General features: G+C 47.4%; 24 protein-coding genes and 1 riboswitch. All 24 genes read right to left on the bottom strand.

Features of this window, described 5'->3' with window-relative positions; translation table 11 throughout:
• Positions 1-142: 142 nt before the first annotated feature.
• The 24 genes from murA to NLX74_RS06345 all read right to left on the bottom strand — a co-directional run bounded on the left by murA (position 143) and on the right by NLX74_RS06345 (position 22,879).
• Positions 143-1,498, bottom strand: a complete 1,356-nt coding sequence (murA, locus tag NLX74_RS06460; RefSeq protein WP_104497760.1) for a UDP-N-acetylglucosamine 1-carboxyvinyltransferase — start codon at positions 1,496-1,498, stop codon at positions 143-145.
• A 323-nt stretch (positions 1,499-1,821) separates the two neighbouring features.
• Positions 1,822-2,073 (bottom strand): DUF1146 family protein, encoded by a 252-nt coding sequence (locus NLX74_RS06455; protein WP_013373430.1) that lies wholly within the window; start codon positions 2,071-2,073, stop codon positions 1,822-1,824.
• 347 nt (positions 2,074-2,420) lie between these two features.
• Entirely contained in the window at positions 2,421-2,834 is a 414-nt protein-coding gene (locus NLX74_RS06450) for a F0F1 ATP synthase subunit epsilon (RefSeq protein ID WP_013312322.1), read from the bottom strand.
• Between the two features lie 69 nt (positions 2,835-2,903).
• Positions 2,904-4,304: a F0F1 ATP synthase subunit beta gene (gene atpD / locus NLX74_RS06445; RefSeq protein WP_013312323.1), complete on the bottom strand. Its 1,401-nt coding sequence runs from the start codon at positions 4,302-4,304 to the stop codon at positions 2,904-2,906.
• A 120-nt stretch (positions 4,305-4,424) separates the two neighbouring features.
• Positions 4,425-5,291, bottom strand: a complete 867-nt coding sequence (atpG, locus tag NLX74_RS06440; protein ID WP_254328251.1) for an ATP synthase F1 subunit gamma — start codon at positions 5,289-5,291, stop codon at positions 4,425-4,427.
• 218 nt (positions 5,292-5,509) lie between these two features.
• Positions 5,510-7,024: a F0F1 ATP synthase subunit alpha gene (atpA, locus tag NLX74_RS06435; protein ID WP_013312325.1), complete on the bottom strand. Its 1,515-nt coding sequence runs from the start codon at positions 7,022-7,024 to the stop codon at positions 5,510-5,512.
• A 19-nt stretch (positions 7,025-7,043) separates the two neighbouring features.
• Positions 7,044-7,589, bottom strand: coding sequence for a F0F1 ATP synthase subunit delta (locus NLX74_RS06430; protein WP_250266823.1), 546 nt, complete (start codon positions 7,587-7,589; stop codon positions 7,044-7,046).
• Positions 7,586-8,074 (bottom strand): F0F1 ATP synthase subunit B, encoded by a 489-nt coding sequence (gene atpF / locus NLX74_RS06425; RefSeq protein WP_069290542.1) that lies wholly within the window; start codon positions 8,072-8,074, stop codon positions 7,586-7,588. The genes NLX74_RS06430 and atpF overlap by 4 nt, the downstream gene beginning before the upstream one ends.
• Before the next feature lie 109 nt (positions 8,075-8,183).
• Positions 8,184-8,408, bottom strand: a complete 225-nt coding sequence (atpE, locus tag NLX74_RS06420) for a F0F1 ATP synthase subunit C (protein WP_007432750.1) — start codon at positions 8,406-8,408, stop codon at positions 8,184-8,186.
• A 104-nt stretch (positions 8,409-8,512) separates the two neighbouring features.
• Positions 8,513-9,337 (bottom strand): F0F1 ATP synthase subunit A, encoded by an 825-nt coding sequence (gene atpB / locus NLX74_RS06415; RefSeq protein WP_069290543.1) that lies wholly within the window; start codon positions 9,335-9,337, stop codon positions 8,513-8,515.
• Between the two features lie 29 nt (positions 9,338-9,366).
• A complete protein-coding gene (locus NLX74_RS06410) occupies positions 9,367-9,747 on the bottom strand; it encodes an ATP synthase subunit I (protein WP_013312329.1) in 381 nt (126 codons plus the stop codon).
• Complete coding sequence (locus NLX74_RS06405; RefSeq protein ID WP_023990711.1) at positions 9,740-9,994, bottom strand: AtpZ/AtpI family protein; 255 nt, start codon at positions 9,992-9,994, stop codon at positions 9,740-9,742. The genes NLX74_RS06410 and NLX74_RS06405 overlap by 8 nt, the downstream gene beginning before the upstream one ends.
• A 171-nt stretch (positions 9,995-10,165) precedes the next feature.
• Positions 10,166-11,335 carry a non-hydrolyzing UDP-N-acetylglucosamine 2-epimerase gene (gene wecB, locus NLX74_RS06400; RefSeq protein ID WP_061832041.1) on the bottom strand — a complete coding sequence of 390 codons (1,170 nt, stop codon included), beginning with the start codon at positions 11,333-11,335 and terminating at the stop codon, positions 10,166-10,168.
• Between the two features lie 110 nt (positions 11,336-11,445).
• Complete coding sequence (gene upp, locus NLX74_RS06395; RefSeq protein WP_013312332.1) at positions 11,446-12,075, bottom strand: uracil phosphoribosyltransferase; 630 nt, start codon at positions 12,073-12,075, stop codon at positions 11,446-11,448.
• A 355-nt stretch (positions 12,076-12,430) separates the two neighbouring features.
• Entirely contained in the window at positions 12,431-13,696 is a 1,266-nt protein-coding gene (locus tag NLX74_RS06390; protein ID WP_254328250.1) for an ABC transporter substrate-binding protein, read from the bottom strand.
• A gap of 15 nt (positions 13,697-13,711) precedes the next feature.
• Positions 13,712-14,548 (bottom strand): carbohydrate ABC transporter permease, encoded by an 837-nt coding sequence (locus tag NLX74_RS06385; RefSeq protein WP_069290545.1) that lies wholly within the window; start codon positions 14,546-14,548, stop codon positions 13,712-13,714.
• Entirely contained in the window at positions 14,548-15,456 is a 909-nt protein-coding gene (locus tag NLX74_RS06380) for a carbohydrate ABC transporter permease (protein WP_483311646.1), read from the bottom strand. The genes NLX74_RS06385 and NLX74_RS06380 overlap by 1 nt, the downstream gene beginning before the upstream one ends.
• A 147-nt stretch (positions 15,457-15,603) precedes the next feature.
• Positions 15,604-16,854 (bottom strand): serine hydroxymethyltransferase, encoded by a 1,251-nt coding sequence (locus NLX74_RS06375; RefSeq protein WP_013312336.1) that lies wholly within the window; start codon positions 16,852-16,854, stop codon positions 15,604-15,606.
• A 120-nt stretch (positions 16,855-16,974) separates the two neighbouring features.
• Positions 16,975-17,562, bottom strand: a complete 588-nt coding sequence (locus tag NLX74_RS06370) for a TIGR01440 family protein (protein ID WP_254328339.1) — start codon at positions 17,560-17,562, stop codon at positions 16,975-16,977.
• Between the two features lie 220 nt (positions 17,563-17,782).
• Positions 17,783-17,864, bottom strand: a riboswitch (ZMP/ZTP riboswitch).
• Positions 17,865-17,942: 78 nt separating this feature from the next.
• Complete coding sequence (locus NLX74_RS06365) at positions 17,943-18,527, bottom strand: low molecular weight protein arginine phosphatase (protein WP_029518516.1); 585 nt, start codon at positions 18,525-18,527, stop codon at positions 17,943-17,945.
• Positions 18,528-18,630: 103 nt separating this feature from the next.
• Positions 18,631-19,191, bottom strand: coding sequence for a manganese efflux pump MntP (locus tag NLX74_RS06360; RefSeq protein WP_023990719.1), 561 nt, complete (start codon positions 19,189-19,191; stop codon positions 18,631-18,633).
• Between the two features lie 142 nt (positions 19,192-19,333).
• Positions 19,334-20,581: an L-threonylcarbamoyladenylate synthase gene (locus tag NLX74_RS06355; RefSeq protein WP_254328248.1), complete on the bottom strand. Its 1,248-nt coding sequence runs from the start codon at positions 20,579-20,581 to the stop codon at positions 19,334-19,336.
• Positions 20,582-20,736: 155 nt separating this feature from the next.
• Entirely contained in the window at positions 20,737-21,429 is a 693-nt protein-coding gene (gene spoIIR, locus NLX74_RS06350; RefSeq protein ID WP_254328247.1) for a stage II sporulation protein R, read from the bottom strand.
• Between the two features lie 256 nt (positions 21,430-21,685).
• Positions 21,686-22,879 carry an FtsW/RodA/SpoVE family cell cycle protein gene (locus NLX74_RS06345; RefSeq protein ID WP_254328246.1) on the bottom strand — a complete coding sequence of 398 codons (1,194 nt, stop codon included), beginning with the start codon at positions 22,877-22,879 and terminating at the stop codon, positions 21,686-21,688.
• Between the last annotated feature and the right edge of the window lie 7 nt (positions 22,880-22,886).

The following is a 22,886-nucleotide window of genomic DNA, read 5'->3' as shown; positions in this document are numbered from 1 at the left end:
CCACTTTGATAGAACCATTTTAAGAGAACTGAAAGAATGAAAAAAGACTGGCTGCAAACAACAAAAAACCAAGCCCTTTCGGACTTGGTTCCTTATTGTTCAAGAATATACTTATGCAATATGAAGCTACATACGTTAAGGCTTAGGCGAGGGAAGGCTGGATCTTCTTAAACAGATTCCCCGACGTCTCTTCCGGCATTACGCGCTCTGTACTGGGTGAATGATCCAGTTTGGACTCTTCCACGGTCACTCTGTAAATGTCCGCTCCCAATCCAGTCAGCTTCTCAGCCAAATGAACGTAACCGCGATCGATGTGATGTACGCCGGATACCTCCGTTGTACCTTCTGCAATGAGTCCGGTCAGAATTAACGCAGCACCTGCACGCAAATCTGTAGAGGTTACTTTCGCACCTGTCAGCTTAGCATTACCAGTTACAATGGCGGAACGACCTTCGACCTTAATTTCGGCATTCATGAGATGAAATTCATCCACATGCATGAAACGATTTTCAAACACGGTTTCCGTAATAATGCTCGTTCCTTCAGCGGCAAGTTGAAGTGCCATCATCTGAGACTGCATATCGGTAGGAAAACCAGGATAAGGCAATGTTTTAACATCAACGGCCTTTAACGGCTTATCTGCAATGACACGAATTCCGTTCTCATCAGGTTGAATGGTTACACCCATTTCTTCCATCTTGGAAATAACCGGTCCCAAATGATCGGATATTGCGCCTTCTACATATACGTTCCCGCCTGTGATCGCAGCAGCAACCATATAAGTACCTGCTTCTACCCGGTCGGGAATGACGGTATGTTTTACACCATGCAGCTTCTCGACGCCTTCAATACGAATAACGCCCGTGCCCGCACCGCGTACTTTGGCACCCATTCCATTCAGGAAATTTGCGAGATCAACAATCTCAGGTTCCTTAGCAGCATTCTCGATGGTAGTTACGCCCTCAGCAAGAGTAGCGGCCATCATAATATTCTCGGTTGCTCCTACGCTGGCTACATCCAAATAAACTTTAGCTCCACGCAGACGCCCGTTACTTTTAGCTTCAATAAAACCTTGGCCCAGGCTAATCTCTGCGCCCAATGCCTCAAAACCCTTTAAATGCTGATCAATTGGTCGCGTTCCGATTGCACATCCGCCTGGAAGCGAGATTCTTGTACGTCCCAAACGTGTAAGCAGCGGTCCCATAACCAAGAATGATGCGCGCATTTTCCTAACCCACTCGTAAGGGGCTTCACAGGAAATTATCTTCCGCGCGTCAACACGAATGACCTCATCTTGGTATGTAACGCCTGCTCCTAAGGACTCCAGCACTTTGCTAATGGTCATCACATCGTCTAGAGGAGGTGCATCAATAATAACACTTTCTCCTTCTTCTCCTAGCAGAGAAGCGGCGATGATCGGCAGAACTGAATTTTTGGCTCCGCTGACTTTGACACTCCCGGTCAATCTGTTGCCACCGCGGACGATAAATTTGCTCATCTATGGTTCCCTCCGCGCGTCATTTCCCTTTTCCATTCTGGAAAAAAAGAACATATTCCGCTATTTTCATGCCTTGCTTTTTCATTACATAAAAAAACAAGGTTTTACTAATACCCTAACTGCCATCATACCACTGATTAAAACAAGTATACAAGCGTTTTTTGTACTTGATGACCATTGTACTCTAACTGATTCAGCCAGCTATACATCTATGGTTCTTTTGTTTACCATTGTTAACAATATGACGCGATGTTATTCGACAATTCCCGCAGAGACACAGTCATAAGGTCATATAACCCGCCTACTTCATGTTAAAACAAATTCTAGAGCATCTGGCTCCAAGAGATGTAGCTCAACAGGAACCCAGAAACCAGCTGTCCCAAGATTATAGCAAGAAATAAGTGCAGCAATCTGCCCTGCGGTCCTTTGGGTTGCCGGATTAACAAATCCAGCTTTAAGCTCTGTAAAGCCCACCAAGCTAAAGCTATACAGATAAGCGACACGATCATGGAGATCAGCGCGGTCATACTCGCCGATTGACTTAGCTGTTCAGCCAATTGCTGTTTCCCGTTCAACCATAATTCCTCCCATCTGCGTCACAGACTTCTTTATAATACTCGGCGAACGCCTAATATGCCAGTGCTATTTCTGCTTTTAGGACATTTATTTCGACAAAATGTGATTAATCACTTCTGTTTCGTGAATTTAAAAGGTACTAAATACCTAGCAACCGAGCAAGAAATAGGACTGTATATTTGGTAATAACAGCTAAAAAAAGGGCCCGATCACAGTGATCGAAGGAAGCAAGGTTCTCCCTCACCTTCTACCGGACATTCTTTGGCAGAAGTTATGAAGTGGTCTCCTTGTCGTTCCATCCGTATACTATGCCGAACCCTTTTAAAATTCCACTTAAAATCCAATATTAATTCTTATTGGTTCTGATGCTTGTAGCATTTAAACGGTTAAGCGCCCGTTGCAGAGCTACTTCCGCCCGATGGTGATCTATCTGTTCCTGTTTGCTCTGGAGCCGCAGTTCTGCCCGCTCCCTTGCCGCACGGGCACGCTCCACATCAATTTCTTCGGAACGTTCCGCACTCTCAGCCAAAATGACCACTTTATCCTTGCGGACTTCAAGAAAGCCCCCATTGACCGCGATCACTTCGGTTTGACCACCGATTTTAATGCGTATCGGTGCAATCTTCAAGGGAGTGACCAAGGGAAGGTGTCCGGGTAAAATCCCAAGATCGCCTTCCGAGCCGCGAACACTGATGCTGTTTACCTGTTCTGTATAGACCAGGCGCTCCGGCGTCACAATCTCTAGTAAATACGTGCTCACTTGAATCCCTCCTGGAAGCTGTCCACAGACAGCTCACTTCGTAAGGCTCGGCTATTCTTTGCCTGTTGTTTACAACGTTTTAGCTTTTTCAACTGCTTCTTCGATGGCTCCTACAAAAAGGAAAGCCGCTTCTGGAAGATGGTCATACTTGCCTTCCAAAATTTCTTTGAAGCTTCGTACAGTTTCTTTGACCGGCACATATTTACCTGGGAAGCCGTTAAATGCTTCGGCAACGTGGAAAGGTTGAGAAAGGAAACGCTGGATTTTACGTGCACGTGCTACCAACATTTTATCTTCTTCACTCAGCTCGTCCATACCCAGGATCGCAATGATATCCTGAAGCTCATTGTAGCGGGCCAAAATTTGTTTTACCCCTTGCGCTACATTGTAATGCTCTTCACCCACAACGTCTGGAGCCAAAATACGGGAGCTTGATGCGAGTGGATCAACCGCCGGGTAAATACCCATTTCGGAAATTTTACGTTCCAGATTCGTTGTAGCATCCAAATGGGCAAACGTCGTAGCAGGAGCCGGGTCAGTGTAGTCATCCGCAGGCACATAGATCGCCTGAATGGAAGTAACAGAACCTTTTTTAGTAGAAGTAATCCGTTCTTGCAATTGACCCATCTCAGTAGCCAGCGTAGGCTGGTAACCTACTGCTGAAGGCATACGTCCCAACAGGGCCGAAACCTCAGAACCCGCTTGAGTAAAGCGGAAAATGTTATCAATAAAGAGCAACACGTCACGGCCTTCTTGGTCACGGAAGTATTCCGCCATCGTCAGACCTGTGAGAGCTACACGCAAACGTGCACCCGGAGGCTCGTTCATTTGTCCGAACACCATCGCTGTTTTGTTGATAACGCCGGAATCTCTCATTTCATGATACAAGTCATTTCCTTCACGTGTGCGTTCACCTACACCCGCAAATACAGAAATACCACCATGCTCCTGAGCGATATTGTTAATCAATTCTTGAATGGTTACGGTTTTACCTACACCAGCACCACCAAACAATCCGACTTTACCACCTTTGGCATAAGGAGCTAGCAAGTCGATAACTTTAATACCTGTTTCGAGCATCTCTGCTTGAGTTGTCAGCTCATCGAAAGAAGGAGCTTGACGGTGAATCGGATTTCTAGCCGTTTCACTCATATCAGCACCATTATCAATTGGCGTTCCAAGTACGTTAAATACGCGTCCAAGAGTAGCTTCGCCGACAGGTACTGAAATAGGTGCTCCCAGATCTATGGCTTCAGCTCCACGAACCAGACCATCTGTGGAAGACATGGCAATACAACGCACACGGTTGTCACCTAGATGTTTTGAAGCTTCGAGCGTCAGGTCAATTTTGACTCCGCTCTCCAGCACAGTCCCAATATGAATGGCATTCAGGATTTCCGGAAGCTGTCCACGTTCGAACTCAACGTCGACAACCGGACCCATGATGCTCACTACGCGTCCTTTGTTCATCTTTTGGTTTCCCTCCTACAAGCTTGCACAGCCGCAAATCCGAACCACTCTGATTTGTTTTGCGCCCGCAATTTATCATAATAGTGTAGACATGCTATAAAACAGTCGCAACAAGCCTGATTAAGACTGAGCGCTTGCCCCTGCAACGATTTCCGTAATTTCCTGGGTAATAGCCGCTTGACGAGCACGGTTATAGGTCAAGGAAAGCTCACCAATTAACTTGGAAGCATTCTTCGTAGCAGATCCCATCGCCGTCATCTTCGCTCCCAGTTCACTAGCTTTACCATCCAGCAAAGCGCCGTAAATGAGCGTTTCCGCGTAACGCGGCAGCAATACTTCCAGCACTCCTTCTGGTGAAGGCTCATACTCATAGTTAATTGAGGATGAAGCTGTAGCTGAATCCGGTGTTGCCATTGGTAACAGACGGTCAACTGTTGGAATTTGAGTCAATGCGTTGACAAAGCGGTTATAGCATAGATAAAGCTCATCAAATTCTTTAAGTTCAAAGCCTTGTACAGCCTTGCTTGCAATTGTTTTGATATCTGCAAAAGCAGGTGTATCTGACAGATCTGTTACCGATTCAGCGATAGGAAATTCACGACGTCTGAAATAATCCCGTCCTTTTCGCCCAATGATGAAAATCACAAATTCATCCTGTGAACGGTGACGTTCAGCAATCGTCTGCGTAACCTGTCGCAAAATATTGGCGTTATAACCACCAGCCAGACCACGATCAGATGTAATGATGAGATAAGCAGTCTTTTTAACCGGACGCGTTTCCAGCATTGGATGCTTGATGTTATTCGCTCCAGAAGCAATGCTACTCACAACTTCCTTAAGCTTTTCTGAGTAAGGACGAGCCGACTCCGCTTTGTCCTGAGCTTTTCTCAGCTTGGATGCAGCGACCATTTCCATCGCTTTCGTGATCTGTTTCGTACTCTGCACACTTTTAATCTGACGTTTAATCTCGCGCATACCTTTTGCCATGATTTCACCACCTTTAAGCTCTAGCAAAGCCAAAGCTAACTTCGTAAGCAATCCCTTAGCTTAGCTTGGACCAAGTCTAAGCACTTCGTAAGATTCAAATCCAGCCGGACATATGTTAAAGGGCCTGTTATAGAGGGTAAAACATGCCAAGGAAGCCAAAACCCGGAGGGCACGCTTCCTTAGGACATCTTTCATCATAAACAGGCAATTCCAATGTATTAAACCGACGTGGCGAATGATTTTTTGAATTTCTCGATAGCCGCCTTCAAAGCCGCTTCGTTATCAGCCACCAAGTCTTTCGTGTCGCGGATAGATTGAAGCACGTCCTGATGGTCAGACACCATGAAAGACAGGAAGTCTTTTTCAAAACGTTTTACATCCGCTACAGGGATATCATCAAGGAAGCCTTTTACTGCAGTATACAAGCTCACTACTTGTTGCTCTACAGCAAGCGGTTGGTTAACGCCCTGTTTCAGAATTTCCATCATGCGTGCGCCGCGATCCAGACGGGCTTTTGTGGATTTATCCAAGTCGGACCCGAATTGGGAGAACGCTTGAAGCTCACGATATTGAGCAAGATCCAGACGCAGGGAACCTGCTACCTTTTTCATCGCTTTAATCTGAGCAGAACCACCTACACGAGATACGGAAATACCTACGTTGATCGCTGGACGTTGCCCTGCATAGAACAAGTCAGCTTCCAGGAAGATCTGTCCATCCGTGATGGAAATAACGTTAGTTGGGATATATGCAGAAACGTCGGAAGCCTGTGTCTCGATGAACGGCAATGCGGTAAGTGATCCGCCGCCCAACTCATCATTCAGCTTCGCTGCACGTTCCAGCAAGCGAGAGTGAAGATAGAAAACGTCACCCGGATAAGCTTCACGACCCGGTGGACGACGCAGCAACAGGGACAATTCCCGGTAAGCTGACGCTTGTTTAGTCAAGTCATCATAAACAACAAGGACATGCTCGCCTTTGTACATGAAATACTCACCCATGGCGCAGCCAGAGTAAGGAGCAATGTACAGCAATGGTGATGGTTCGGAAGCAGATGCCGTAACGACAATCGTGTATTCCAGCGCACCGTGACGACGCAATGTTTCAACAACTTGAGCTACCGTGGATTGTTTTTGACCAATAGCGACATAAATACATTTCATGCCATTGCCTTTTTGGTTCAAAATTGCATCGATTGCGATAGAAGTTTTACCTGTTTGACGGTCACCGATGATCAACTCACGTTGACCACGACCAATCGGAACCATCGCATCAATAGCTTTAATCCCCGTCTGCATAGGCTCATGTACCGATTTACGGGCCATAACACCTGGAGCCTGACTTTCAACTGGACGGAATTCTGTTGTAGCAATCGGTCCTTTACCGTCTACCGGTTGTCCCAGTGGGTTAACTACACGTCCGATCAGCGCTTCCCCTACAGGGACCTGCATGATCTGACCTGTACGTTTTACTTGACCGCCTTCACGAATGTCGGAGAATTGACCCAAAATAACAACACCGACATTGCTTTCTTCCACGTTGAGCGCCAAGCCCAATACGCCAGTGTCGAATTCAACCAATTCACCGGCCATAACTTTTTCCAGTCCGTAGACGCGGGCAATACCGTCGCCGACTTCAACAACAGTGCCGACTTCAACGACCTCGATATCATTTTTATATTGTTCAATCTGACTTTTAATCAATGAACTGATTTCCTCAGGTTTGATACTCAAGTGTGTTCACCCCTATCTTCTATACTCGTCTGTTAAAGGATTTCTCGAGACGATCCAGCTTGCCGGCCAGACTGCCGTCGTACAGTGTATCGCCGATAACCACTTTCAATCCGCCCAGCAGACTCGGGTCCACTATATTTTCCACGCGGATTGTTTTATGTTCACGGGCTCCGAATTGCTCGGCTACCGCTGTTTTTTCCTGATCACTTAAAGCATAAGTCGAATACACCTTTGCATGAGCAAGCCCCAGCTTATATTCCTGAATATCGAGGTATCCGGCAAGGAGAGATTCGAACAAATCTGCTCTACTACGCTGAATCAACAGCTTGATCGTGTTAATTAGCGAGGCAGACAGCTTGCCTTCAAAACTGTTAGCCAGAACTTGAAGCTTGACCGCTTCCGTAATGTTAGGAGAATTAATGAATTTACGGATTTCAGTATCCCCCGATACAGCCTCTACAAAAGCACGTAGCTCCTGCTCGGTTTCCATAATGGTCTGTTCTTGCTCTGCCACTTCAAACAAAGCTTTCGCATACCGTTTGGCAACTACCGTATCCCGGCTCATGCTTTGCCTCCTACCTCTTTAAGGTATTGGTCGACAAGCTCTCCCTGGACTTGGTCTTCCTTGATTTCCTTTTGAATCAGTTTGGAAGCAATTTGTACCGAAGCTTTACCCACTTCGCTGCGCAGTTCGGCAACCGCCTTATTACGCTCGCTTGTGATTTCACGAACAGCTTCGTCTTTCAGGCGGACAGCTTCGTCTTTAGCCTGAACAATAATTTGCTCCGCTTGCTTGTTACCTGTTTGTTTTGACTGCTCAATAATGTCGTACGCTTCCTTACGTGCCTGCTGGAGAGCCTGCTTTTGCTCCTCAACATAAGCAGCAGCCTGTTCACGCGTCTGTGCCGCTTCATTCATTTGCTGCAATACAAGCTGACGGCGCTTCTCCATAACGGAAAAGAGAGGGCCGAATGCATAACGCGTCAGTAACCAGTACAAGATCAAAAATGCAATGATAGTGAAAACGATACTTGTCCAATTAAAACTCAATTGAAGTCACTCCTTTCCGGTGAACGTCGGTTCTGGATCTTTCATGTTCAAACGAACAAAGAAGGCGCGGATGGCTGTGCCTTCCCCGCCAAACCTTGCTTCCATTCAATTAAGCACCTGCGTAGAAAATGAATGCCAGAACGACCCCGATGATTGGCAGGGCTTCGACCAGACCTACACCGATAAACATTACCGTTTGCAACGTTGCTTTTGCTTCAGGCTGACGAGCGATACCTTCAACTGTTTTACTTACGATCAGACCGTTACCAATACCTGCGCCCAAAGCGCCCAAACCTACTGCGATTGCAGCTGCGATATATGCCCAAACTCCCATTTTAAAAATCCTCCTTAGTGATGTGTATTTGTATTGTACATGTATTTGCAGTTAAGAGCGAAGCGTACTCCTGAACTTAACTAAAAACCGGAAAACAAGCTTGTCTAATGCTCTTCTTCATGCGTGTCAATGGACTGCGAAATGTATACAAACGTCAGAATGGTGAAGACGAACGCTTGAATACTGCCGACAAAAATACTGAATCCTTGCCAGACCACGAGTCCCAATACGGAAGCAACCATACCTCCCACACCAAGTGCTGTCATTTTCAGCAGAACACTGATCAAAACTTCGCCGGCAAAAATATTACCGAATAGACGCATACCATGTGTCAATAGTTTTGAGAACTGCTCAATCAAGTTAATTGGCAAAAAGAATGGAAATGGCTGAACGTAATGCTTGAAGTAAGCTTTGGTATTACGGAAAATCCCCAGGAAATGAACCAGTACAAAGATCATCAAAGCCAGTCCAATGGATACCCCTGCATCTGCAGTAGGTGATTTCCACCAGCTGATGCCTACATGGGCAGCTTCGCCCGGGTGAGACGCCTGTGCTTGTTCTAATGCTTCTTTGACTGGAATGATTTCATGTCCAAATACTTGGGCACTTTGCACATTATCGAATTCGGTCACAATCCCGAACGGTAAGCCCAGCATATTCCCCACGAAAATGAACATGATCAGCGTCATCCCCAAGGAGAGGAATGGCTTCCCTTTTTTCAAATCCATCGTGCTGGTAATCAGTCCTTGAACGAATTCTACGACCCATTCCATAAAATTTTGCAGCTTGCTTGGATTGTCCACAGACAAATTGCGCGTTGCAGCAAATGCCAGTCCAAATACAATCGCACAAGTCACAATAAGCATAATAATGACGGACAAGTCAATGTTAAACCCGCCCAATTGGATAATCGGTGATTCATGCAACATGTTTTCTCACCCCTTTCTCAGTTGAGCCATCATTTTTCCTGAAGCGCGAATATGATGCCTATAATTAACAGAAGAAATTGCCCAGTCACCAGGCTTGCCATTACAGCGATCTCATGGAAATAGGCCGGAAATTCTATCGCCAGCACCACTGCCAAAATTGAGGTCCCTAATCGAACGCCAAAGCCAATACCAAACACTCTCTTCTTTCTTTCACCGGCGGCCGCACTCGCAACCTGTCGAATTTTGTAGGCCATATACAGCACATTTAGACAGCTTACTCCCGTTCCCAGAATGATTCCGTGAGCAATGTCACGATGTTGGGGCATGAAGGCGGAGACCAGGAAACACAGAGCCATAATACCAAGCGCTACGATCCATAACATTTTTTGCATACGGGTCATCTCATTCATGGTTATCCCTCAGTACCTTTCCGATCACAAGGGCAATACTTAATGCGCCTACAACCAAGCCTGCGAGAACGCTTACGCCAATCCAAATTCCGGAGCCACCAAGTTTGGCATCAAGCCATTTTCCTGCATAGAAACCACCCAGTGTGCATATCGCCAAATCAATGCCGATCGCGCTCACCAGTCCTATAGCCTTAAAGGCATTTCCGGTGTTATTTCGGTTGTTGTTTTGCTTGGAAGGTTTGACCACTTTTCCATGTCACCCCTGCAATTCCAGTCCATTTTACTTAAATATAAGATGCTTTGTCAATTGAGATATTTTAGCGCCCTAAAGTATAAAATCAAACGACAAAGCATCTTAAATTGCTGTATCCCTTGGTAACCGTACAGTTTAACTGTATGCTTGCCTTGTAAAGAATAATTATATCGGACGAACACCTTTTGTGAACATTGTGTGAAATTCTTCAGGACGTTCAGTTTGAACACCATAATGGTGCAAAATCGCATTGACAATTCTTACTGATGCCTGTCCATCGCCGTAAGGATTCGCTGCCTGGCTCATAGATTCGTACAACGCGGAATCTGTCAAAAGTGCCTTGGTCCGATTGTACACGTTCTCTTCACTCGTACCCACCAGTTCCAAGGTGCCCGCTTCAATTCCTTCCGGTCTTTCAGTCGTATCACGCAGCACCAGAACAGGTACTCCGAACGAAGGTGCTTCTTCCTGAAGCCCACCGGAATCCGTAAGGATCAGATGTGTATGTGGATAAAAATTGTGAAGATCCACGACATCCAGCGGATCAATCAGCTTAATACGCGGATGGTTGCCTAAAATCTCAAATGCAGGTTCCTTCACAGCCGGACTCGGATGAACCGGATAAACAATAGCAATATCCTCAAACTCATCCGCAATTCGCTTAACCGCATTAAAAATCTGACGATGCGGTTCCCCTTGGGATTCCCGGCGATGTGCTGTCATGAGAATCAGGCGTTTGCCCTGAGCCCAATCCAGTACAGGGTGCTCGTAATCCTGGCGAACCGTATACTGAAATACATCAGTTACTGTATTGCCTGTAACATATATTCGCGATTCAGGCTTGTTTTCCTTCCGCAAATTCCCAGCCGATAAAGAAGTAGGCGAGAAATGCAGATCAGACAGCACGCCTGTGAGCTGACGGTTCATTTCTTCAGGATATGGAGAAAGCTTGTTCCACGTCCGCAAACCCGCTTCCACATGCCCTACTTCAATCTGCTGCATAAAGGCTGCATAGCTGGCCAGGAAAGTCGTCAGCGTATCACCGTGAACTAACACGATATCGGGCTTGGCCTCACGCAATACAGGCTCCAGACCTTGAAGTACCCGCATCGAGATTTCATTCAGTGTCTGGCGATCCTTCATTACGTCCAGATCATAGTCAGGGTGAATATTGAAAACTTCCAGAACCTGATCAAGCATCTGGCGATGTTGAGCCGTAACGCATACCACGGACTCGATATGCTCCGGGTGACGCTGAAGCTCCAAAATAAGAGGAGCCATCTTAATCGCTTCCGGACGCACACCAAAAATTGTCATCACTTTGATTTTAGACATTTTCTGTTGAACCCCTTTTCATAATAAATGTCCGCTTCACAGGTCTTCCATTATTCAGAAAAACGACCTGTCATAACGTCCATAGATTTTGCCGAACCGCCAAGGGCAGTCTACTTGGTTCCGTACAAGCGGTCTCCCGCGTCACCAAGACCCGGAATGATGTATCCATGATCATCCAGACGCTCGTCCAGTGCAGCGACATAGATGTCTACATCAGGATGCGCATCCTGCACAGCTTTGACTCCTTCAGGAGCAGCAATCAGATTCATCATTTTAATTTGAGTACAGCCTCTCTTTTTCAATACATCAATCGCCGCAATTGCCGAGCCACCCGTTGCAAGCATCGGATCAATCACGATCAATTCGCGCTCAGTTACATCTGTAGGCAGCTTCGTATAGTATTCTACGGGTTGCAGCGTCTCAGGATCGCGGAACAGTCCCACATGGCCTACCTTTGCTGCAGGCAGCAGCTTTACTACGCCATCCAGCATACCCAAGCCTGCACGCAGAATCGGAATAAGACCCAGCATACGTCCTGAAATCACTTTACCTTCTGTCTCAGCAACCGGTGTCTGCACCGTAATGCTTTCCAGCGGGATATCCCGTGTAATTTCATAAGCCATCAATGTTGCTACTTCATCCACCAGCTCGCGGAAATCCTTGGTGTTAGTCCGCACATCGCGGATAAATGTAAGCTTGTGTTGGATCAAAGGGTGATCGCAAACCACCAGTTTCGCCATAATATATTCCCTCCGGTATTATCGTCACGTTCTTTCGCGCCAGCATATCGAACTATCCTGAGTCGAAAGGATCTATGTAACCTATTTGCACAAACCAAATAAGCACAGATGCAATGCGTGCCTGTAAATCCTGTTTATTATAACATTCCCTTGATTGATTTAACACCTGCCACCGTAACCTTTTGTCAAGGGAAAGATATGACATGTAAAATACTTAATAGGACCGCTTCACGTGTGACTTTCGTCACATAAAACCACATCAAAAAGGCCCTGACGACACTTGACCGTCAAAGCCTGCTGGCTTTAAACTTCCTGCCCATGCTGTGCCTTTGCTTCCTCATGCAGCGGTATTCTTTTATCTATACTTCAAATTATCCCACGCTCCCTGAAATTGCTGAAGCATTTCGTCCTTCGTGATAACCCCTGCAATATAGGCTTGCATACTACTGCTTAAATCCTGATTTAGCCCTTTCGGAAAGCGTTGAAAGTTCCAACTCCATATCTTGCCTTCCCTCACATGTCGAGATATTTCTGCACCTAGATCACCTGTCGTCTCGTCACTGGACGTGATACTTTTGAAGGCAGGAACAAACTTAAATTCCTTGGTGATATAATGTTTGCCTGTTTCTGATGTGACCAACCAATTGAGGAATTCTTTTGCCTCCTGCTTCACAGGCGAATTTTTGTTGATCACCCAGTTCGAGGCCACTCCCACCGCGAGTCTACCTCCTGTGGAGGAATCATTGTCTATAGGCGCAGGCAGAATACCCAAATTCAAGTTAGGATTAATTCCATCCATTTGCGGTTGCGTCCAGTTCCCCTGGTGCATCATAGCAGCCTTGCCTGTCGAAAACAGTGTCACTTGTGTATTGTAATCCGTCGTGAGCGGATTGCGGTTCCCATATTTTATAGTCAGATCAAGCAACTTCACCCACTGATCGAACACGGGGTTACCGGGGATGCGAGCCGTTCCTTTGTTTAAATCCTCAACATAACTTTCCGGGTTCGGCTGTCTCGCAAACGGGATATTGATAAAATGGTTCCCCAGAACCCACCATTCCGCATACCCGTTAGCAAAAGGTATAATCCCTGCCGCTTTCAGTCGCTTGGCTGCTTCCTCCAGTTCATCTATCGTCTGAGGCAGTTTGGTTATGCCCGCTTTCTTAAACAAATCCTTGTTATAAACAAATCCAAATCCTTCTAGGTTCATAGGCTGTCCATAAATCTTACCGTTAACCGTCATCGGCTTACGAGCGAAATCGTCCAGATCCTTCACCCATGGCTGATCCGACAAATCCTCCAAGTACTCCAACCACGTATCCCGATCCTGATAGCCCTCATTTGTAAAAATGTCCGGCTGATCGCCTGATGCGAATTTAGCCTTCAACGAAGCACCGTAGTCCGTACCACCACCGACAGATTGGATATCCAGCTTGATGCCAGGGTGGGTCTTTTCGTATTCTGCCTTCAGCTTGTTTAACGGTTCCGATATCTCTACTTTGAATTGATAAATGTGTATCGTTTTCGTCTCACTCTGTTGAGCCTTCGTATTTCCACAACCTGCAAGTGTACATGCGAGCAGCACCATCAAGGAGATGACAAGTAACGCTGTTTTTTTCATCGATTATCTCTCCCTTCAGCCTTTGACCGCGCCGGCTGCAATGCCAGAAACGATGTATTTTTGCATCACCAGAAAAAACACAACAATTGGCGTGATCCCCAACACCAGTGCTGGCAGCGCCAAGTCCCATTGCTTGGTGTACTGACCAAACAACATATAGGTTGCAATCGGAATGGTACGCAGCTCAGGATCATTCAAAATGAGCGAAGGCAACAGATAGTCATTCCAGATCCATAAGGTATTCAAGATAAGCACGGTTACGAACATAGGCAGCAGCAGCGGACAAACGATGCGAAAGAACACCCCGTACCGGGATGAACCGTCCACCCTTGCCGCCTGCTCAATCTCAATAGGTACCGTTTTAATAAAGCCATGAAAAAGAAAAACGGATAAAGGGGCTCCAAAACCCAGATAACATAAGATCAGTCCCGGTATACTGTTGTTCAAGCTCAATACGTTGGACACTTCCATAAGCGGCAACATAATCGATTGAAAGGGAACTACCATCGCAGCCACAAGCAAACCGAACAGGAACCGGTTAAAACGAGTGTCATGCCGAACCATCTGGTAAGCGGCCATCGAGCTGATTAGTAGCAAAAGTGCATTACTGACGATCGTGACAATCAGTGAATTCCCCAGTGCTGTGGGAAAGTTTATTTTATTCCAGGCGTTAGCATAGTTTTCAAAACGGAAGGTTGTCGGCCACGAAGCGGAATGGGCCAAAATGTCGCCAAAGGATTTAACGGAGTTTACGAGCAAAAAATAAAACGGAACCAGAAAGATTAACCCGATCACAATTAACATTATTTCAGCAACCCATGTGCCCAAACGATAGTTTGACGTTTTTCCCATTACATTTCGACCTCCTTTTTCTTCGTGAGACGCACCTGAATGCTGGTTATGATTGCAACGACCACAAAGAAAATCATAGCTTTGGCAGTCCCTAATCCAAGTCGATTATTTGTAAACGCTTCATTATATATGTCCAACGCTACAGACTCTGTCGACTTGAAAGGTCCCCCCTTTGTGAGGGCCAAATTCAACTCAAATACTTTAAAGGACCAGGATATCGCCAGGAACAAGCAGACGGTCACCGCTGGCATAATAAGTGGCACTACAATATGACGCAGAATCTGTCTTCGGCTCGCACCGTCGATTTGTGCCGATTCAATAAGGGCATGCGGGACATTATTTAACGAGGATATGTAAATAACCATGAGATAACCTGCATATTGCCACACAAACACAATGACAGTTCCCCAAAAAGCAGTTGGCCCATCACCCAGCCACGGCAGTTTAAAAAAAGAAAGCCCTGTTGCCTCACCTACTGCAGAAAAGCCGCGTACAAATATAAATTGCCAGATAAAGCCAAGCAGCAAGCCGCCAATCATATTGGGCATAAAAAATACAGTTCGCAGTGCATTACGGGTACGTAACGGTTTGGTAAGTACATAGGCTAGGAAAAAGCCAATCAGGTTCGTCAGAACGACACCACATACGGTAAACCGGACCGTAAACCAGAATGCATTACGAAAATCTGGATCATCCCTAAAAATATGAATGTAATTCCCCAGTCCGAGCCATCGGATATTTTCAGATACTCCATCCCAGTTGGTCATAGAATAATACAGCCCCAGCAGGAACGGAATGACCATAATCAAGACAAAAAACAACGCCATCGGTCCTACAAATACGAGTTGCTGCAAAAATTGCGCAGATTTTCTTTGACTCAATGCAATCACTCCTTTGTCGTAGATCATGAAGGATAACGCGCATAAACCCTTACTGTAATCGCTTATTACCCAAAAATGTATGTTTCGAGTCGTTCGGAAGCAAAAAAAGACTGTTCTCCTCCGGCTTACGGAAGGAAAACAGCCTATAACATAAAAATTATGAATGTCGATGAATTAGTATTGAGTTCCTGGATAAATTGGGAACTTATCTGTCAACTCGCCAACCGCTTGGCTTGCTTTGGACAATACAGTATCATCTTTCGGGTTTTTAAGGGTTTCAGCAATGATTTTACCGATTTTGACCATAGCCTCTTCATCCATACCACGAGATGTTGCAGCAGGTGTACCAATACGAATTCCGCTTGTTACGAATGGACTGGTCGGGTCAAAAGGAATCGCATTTTTATTAACCGTGATGCCCACAGAATCCAATACATGCTCCGCTTCTTTACCTGTGATATTCAAATTGCGCGTATCCAACAGCATCAGATGGTTATCCGTACCACCGGATACAATGTTAATCCCTTCAGCCAACAGTGTTTCAGCCAGCACCTGTGCGTTGCGAACTACGTTTTGCGCATAGGTTTTGAACGATGGCTGGAGCGCTTCACCCAAAGCAACCGCTTTGGACGCGATCACATGCATCAGTGGCCCCCCTTGAGTACCAGGGAAAATAGCTTTATCAATCGCTTGCGCCCATGCTTTGCGAGTCAGAATCAGACCCCCACGCGGACCACGCAGCGTTTTGTGCGTCGTTGTTGTTACAAATTGGGCATGCGGAACTGGACTTGGGTGAATTCCCGCTGCCACGAGACCAGCGATATGTGCCATATCCACCATAAACAGAGCGCCTACATCATTGGCAATGGAAGCAAAAGCTTCAAAATCAATAGTACGCGGATATGCACTCGCGCCAGCTACAATCAGACGAGGGCGGTGCTTAAAGGCCGCCTTGCGCACTTCATCGTAGTCGATGCGGAAGTTGTCTTCGCGTACACCGTAAGCAGCAAAGTTATACAACAAGCCGGAAGCGTTAACCGGACTTCCGTGTGTTAAATGGCCACCATGCGCCAGATTCATACCCAGTACAGTATCTCCAGGTTTGAGAGCTGCCAGATACACCGCCATGTTGGCTTGTGCTCCAGAGTGAGGCTGCACGTTAGCATGCTCGGCGCCGAACAATTCTTTTGCGCGGTCACGTGCGATGTCTTCAACGATATCTACATGCTCACAGCCACCATAGTAACGTTTGTTCGGATAACCCTCAGCATATTTATTCGTCAGCACGGAGCCCATGGCTTCCATTACTGCTTCACTGACAATGTTCTCGGATGCGATGAGCTCGATATTGTGGCGTTGTCGTTTCAGTTCAAGTCCCATTGCTTCCATCACTGCCGGGTCACTTTTACGCAGGTGTTCCATCATGATTGATTACTCCCTCTCCATAGTCAATTGTTGGGTATACAAGCAAACGCCTGCTCCTCTGTTGGGTACCTCATCATCAATGCAAAAAAGATTAGTACAAACATGCCGCCATGCCAAATGCTAATCGCAGTTTCCTCCGACTTCTTGCTCCAGACTGTACACCGCCCGTTGTCCGCCAATAAGTGGAGGACGGGTGAACGCTGCTGTCACACGTGCTTCGCCAATCCAGCGAAGACTTGGACGAAATGGAACAGCAATGGGTCGCAGATGCATGCCAATCAGCGTTTCGCCGATGTCTATCCCGGCATGAGCCTGCACGTTCGCCGCCAAACACGCGTCACTCATAGAACGATAGGCGATAGTGGCCATAGAGCCTCCTGCTGTACGAACAGGAACAGCTGCAACCTCCGTCAGTCCCAGTCGCTCCAGCACAGCCCGTTCAACGACCAGCGCTCGGTTCAAATGCTCACAGCATTGAAACGCCACATCAAAGCCATACTCCCTGCGAACGGACTCTACTCCAGACAACAGTTGCTGAGCCACATCGAGCGCTCCCGCCGTACCAATCCGACTTCCAGCCACTTCACTTGTGCTAACGCCAATAACCAGCAGGCGACCAGCCTTGAGACTGGCTGCTTCTGCGATTTCCCGCACAACAGAAGTGGTCTGTGCTTCTAGCGAAATCTCATGATCCAATTGTTCCACTATTGGAACCTCCTTTGGTTGAACAGCCTCTCAGAGACTAGGCACGGTCTCATGCCCCAAATTCAACACACTCTCTCCTGATCACAATCTGACTATATTATAGCCGATGTTTCAGATTTCGAGCAGAAAAAATGGAAGAACCTTTAAAGGAATCAACTCTCAGCTAAAAATCTGGCATAACTTGTATATGAAAAAAAGAGCAGTCCACACCTATGTGGAATTGCTCTTTTGCCCAGGCGACCGGCCGTATATCCGATGCTCCATCGTGGTTAATCCCACTTTTGTCGCCAGTTACATCGGATTCTCATTTTTCCACCTTATCTTAACGGATTAGCGGCCGAAAATCAACAGATTCCGTACAAAACAGATGAGTAATACTAATTTTATTCGGAAGAAGCCTTTAGCTTGTCCAGCAGCTTATGCAGCGCCGTACGGATTTCCGCAGCTGTGACATCGTAGTCTTCTCGCGAACCGCCAAACGGATCTGAAATATCAAAGCCCGGAATCCGTTGGTGTAATTCAATCATTCGTTCACGCTCCTGCGCCGATAGCTCTTGTCCAAGTGAAGCCATCAACTGCTGTGAAGCATATAAACCATCCAACTCCTGTACATCATTCAACACCGCATCCCGGTTCTCCACATATTCCTTAAGTGTAAATACTTTGCCCGCCGTTTGGGGAAAGCGTTGAATTACGTGCTGTTTATGTCCTTGCGTCAAGGTTAAGATCAGATGCGCCCACCCGGCAAGCCCGTCGCTCAAAGGGGTTGAAGTGATCTGATCGGATATATCGTGATCACGTAGAACCGCCTCTGCATGTCGGGATATCGGTGTGCCTTCCATCGCGGCTACTCCCGCAGAACGCACTTCCAGTTCTAGCCCATGCTCAGCAGCCAACTTACGCAGCATGCCTTCAGCCATTGGACTGCGACAGGTATTTCCTGTGCATACGAATAAGATATTCTTCAACGTTTTCACCCCCCGTATGTTAAAAAATATATAAACAGAGGATTACTATAATCCTAATCCTTTACGATAACCCTGCACTTATTTTACACTGTCTACACTAAAATCAAAACATAAACATAAAGCCGAATGCCAACAAAATGGCACCACCCACTGCTTCCCCATAATCTCCTAGATTACGGCTGACCTTGCGACCCAGCAGCAGGCCCAGCATCGCCATTGCTCCCCCGCAAAAACCAAACGCCAGAACGGACAGCACCAGATCACTTTGGAACATACCCAGTGACACTCCTACAGAAAATGAGTCAACGCTCACCCCAAGTGCAAACAGCAAAAGGCCTAAAGGCGAACGATGATCCAATACCTGTACGCCGTCTCCTTTAAAGGAATTATACACCATATGCCCGCCCAAAAGGATGAGTAGACCCCCTGCGAAGTAGGCCGTCACATGACCTAATAAAGAACTCATATAATGGCCTGTGAACATTCCCAGTAATGGCATCAGAATGTGAAAAAAGCCAATGACAGTACTGATGCGCAGCACGTCTCGCAGGCGTATCCCCTTCATGCCGATCCCTACACCCAGCGATAACGCATCCATTCCTAGCGCTACCGCCATGATCAGAATCGTTACAACCTGCCCGGCATGGGCAGAGGCTGCCAGCATACTCCATCCCTCCATTATCCGTCTGTTCTTGTACACGTTATGCGGACAAGGGGCAAATCAGTACAAGCATGTACTGAAAGTACCCAATACCGAGACGAGGAGGGAGGAAAATTTAATATAAGAGGCTCTGATTCGACAGAAGCTACAAGCGGGCGATTCGGTGACCTGCCGCTTTAAGCAGGCGGTTCATGACGGCGTCTCCTAATCCCTTCGGCGGACAGGATTCCGCCAAAATGTAGGTGACGCCGTCCTCGTCGCAGCGACGCAGTACGCCGTACAGGCGCTGCGCTGCCTCATGGAGCGCGTCCAGCTTGCCTAGCGTGTAGACGCGTTCTCCGGCGTAACCGGCGGCATGCTCGTCGAACGCGAGCACTGCCGTGCGCTCCCCGCGCGCGGAAGCCTCCGCCAGCGCGGCGCGAATCCAGCCCGTCACCTCAACGGACGACGGGCCTTGTACCACGCTCAAGCGGCCTCGCGGCGCGTAGTGCGTGTACTTCATGCCCGGCGAGCGCGGCGCTGGGCTGTCCGCGTCTTCCCCGGGCGTAACAGTCAACGCCGGGTCCAGCACGACGGCGCGAGCAACCGCAGCGAGCTGCTCAGCCGTCACGCCGCCGGGGCGCAGGATGGTGACGGTTCCGTCGTCACCCGCCTGCACCACCGTGGACTCCAGCCCCACCCCCGTGGGACCTCCGTCCAAAATGCCGCCGATGCGGCCCTCCAGATCCTCTCGCACATGCTGTGCAAGGGTGGGACTGGGTCTTCCCGACCGGTTGGCGCTTGGCGCAGCCAGTGGACAACCCGCTTCAGCGATCAAACGAAGGGCTATCGGATGATCCGGCATGCGCACTCCGACTGTATCCAGCCCGGCTGTCACACGCGATGACAGTGCCTGCGGCACTACCGGCAATACGAGAGTCAACGGTCCCGGCCAGAACATATTCATCAGCGCTCGGGCCGTATCGTTTATTTCTGCTACCAACCCCTCTAATTGATCAGCATCAGAAATATGTACAATGAGCGGGTTATCAGAGGGACGTCCTTTGGCAGCGAATACCGCCTCCACCGCTTTTGTACTACGAGCATCGGCCCCCAGGCCGTACACGGTCTCCGTAGGAAAGGCTACCGTCTCTCCAGCTTGGAGGAGTACGCCGGCCTCCCGTATGCCCTTTTCCGCCGCGATCCGAGTCTGTTCAGCCCAAGCTTCGTCAGAAACATCCCCATCAATGTTGCTCACAGGAACCAAACATCTTACATCCCACCATTGAGTATGGGAAGACCTCAATGCCTGCTTCAGCTCGCAATTTTCCTGTTCGTCCAGCTTTTGCTCCGATTTTTCCTTTTGCACAAAATCTCCGCGCAAGTCTTGCATTTGATTCGATTTATCACTCATATCAGATCATCCCATATCTTATTGTCATATACAGGCCAGTGATTTCGCTTGATCCTCTAAGGCTACTTTGAAAGATCAGTTTATTTGGCTCTGCCATGTGTATATCTATCGTAAGCTCCATTATAGCATATGGGGAAACTTACACTCCTCAACGTTTAGGCAAACAAGCCACTCACCCAGCTACACAGTCCCGCAAGTGCATCCCACAGAAAAAAACGTACTTCCGGCTCCTTGTCAGCGGCATTCGTCCGACTTTCTCCGTGATCCGTTTTTGCTGATACTGTTTGTGCCGCTGCTTCACCACTGCCTGCATCAATAAAGCACAGCGGAGGAAACAGCACGCACCACCAATTTTGCCCTTTTCCTTGCCCCAGCGTAACCCGAAGCGCTTCATAATTCCCTGCTGGGTAGACCAGACCACCGTACATTTTCGTCGGGAAAGGTACGCTCGCCAGTTCCACCTGATGATCATATGCAATGCCGCGACGAGCCAGTTCCGTACCTACCAAACGGTCAATTTCAGGTAAATGAGCACCAATCAATGATCTAGCTTGATCTAAGCTTTGCGGGTCTTCCAGCTCACCCACCCAGGCATTCATCTGCTGTACAATAGCGTCCCGTATTTCGCGTTTAACCAGCTGATCCTCCGGACGATCCGAGTTGGCCAAAATACGCAGTCGAATGGAGTCATGTGGAATCACATTCAGCCCTGTTGTAGCTACTCCTGATGCTAAGGTTCCTCTTGTTCCAGTAGTCATAGCAGCATCCGTCTTTTGACCTTCCCAAGACATCATTAATATCGAAATACAAAATAGTATCATTGCAGCTTGCTTGATCCAATTTCTCATCTTCGTCTCCCCCAAACCCAAACTCTATCATGTCTATCAGTCTGTCCGGTTTGGGAGAGTCTAAACCTATGCATCTTGTAAAAGATTCAAGAACACTTTACAGATTTTCTTCCATACACCCTCAAATCATGCTACACCAAGCTTCTGACCCTCACCGAGGCATATAAAAAAGCCCAGATTTCACAATCTGGACTCTCTCGTTGCACCGTTTCAACTCACACAAATGCCAATCAGTTTCAAGCCAAATCCACCTGCACTAGGCTTTTTTCGCCTTCCTCAAGCTTACTCTGGAAGGCTGTGGCAGATCGTCCTCCAGCTCTTGGCCGTGCACCTTAATACTCATAACCAAGCCGATACTAGCCATGTTAATAAGCAACGAGGTACCTCCATAACTTATGAACGGGAGCGTAATCCCCGTAAGCGGCATAATGCCCAGAAACGCACCAATATTCTCAAAAATCTGGTACAGCAACATGGACACAATCCCGACAATAATATACGGTCCGGCGCGATCCCGGCATTCCAGCGAAATCAGGATCATTCGGTGAATCAAAATAAAATATAACAATAGCAGCGCTGAAGAGCCTACAAAGCCAAATTCCTCCGCTACGACCACAAAAATAGAATCCGCGTACGTATAAGGAACACGCCCGGACTGTACCGAGGTTCCTTGCAAAAAGCCCTTGCCCATCATCCCGCCAGAGGCTATCGCCAGCTTGGCATTTTTGGTATGATAAGACGCCTTCGCGGTTGCCTCTTCCGGTACCAACCAAGGGTCCAAACGCTCAACCCAGTGACTACGGCCAATCCCCTTCATAAAGGAATCAATCTCATCGTGAAACGAAATATAAGCCTTGATCCCGCCACCAACGGCGACTGCAAATACGATGAATCCGATTAACGCATGGGATGCCTTCACATTACCAATCCATAGCATACCAATGACGATGACAATGTAACCGAGCGCATTACCCAAGTCATTTTGTGCCATAACCATGGCAAACGGGACAAAGCTCACCAAAGCGACTGGAAGTACATCCTGAATAAAATACAGCTTGCTCTTGCGCTTTTTGATCAGCATATAAGTCAGAAAAATGATAAGGACCAGCTTGAATACCTCAGCAGGCTGAAGATTCAAGCCACCAATTTTCAGAAAGCCCTGAGAGTTGTTAACCGTCCCGCCAAAAAATCCGAGACCCAATAGGAATATTCCGCCTCCATATACGTAGAGGGCTTTTTTAATGAATATCCGAAAATCGACTATCGCTAAACCCAAGATCGCCACAAAACCCAATATATAATACCCAATCATCCTCTGGTAATCGTTGCCGTGATCAGGCAGGTTCGTAGGAGCTCTACCTGCGCTGTATACTGTTACGATACTAATCGCCATGAGCAAAATCAGAATAAAGATAACCGGACCGTCAATTTTTTTCAATTTCTGAAGCATGATTTCC

It is taken from the genome of Paenibacillus sp. MZ03-122A, from assembly GCF_024213325.1.
GTDB classification, from domain to species: Bacteria; Bacillota; Bacilli; order Paenibacillales; family Paenibacillaceae; genus Paenibacillus; species Paenibacillus polymyxa_B.
The sequence above is the reverse complement of the archived record's forward strand: the minus strand, read 5'-3'. Positions and strand labels throughout refer to the sequence as shown.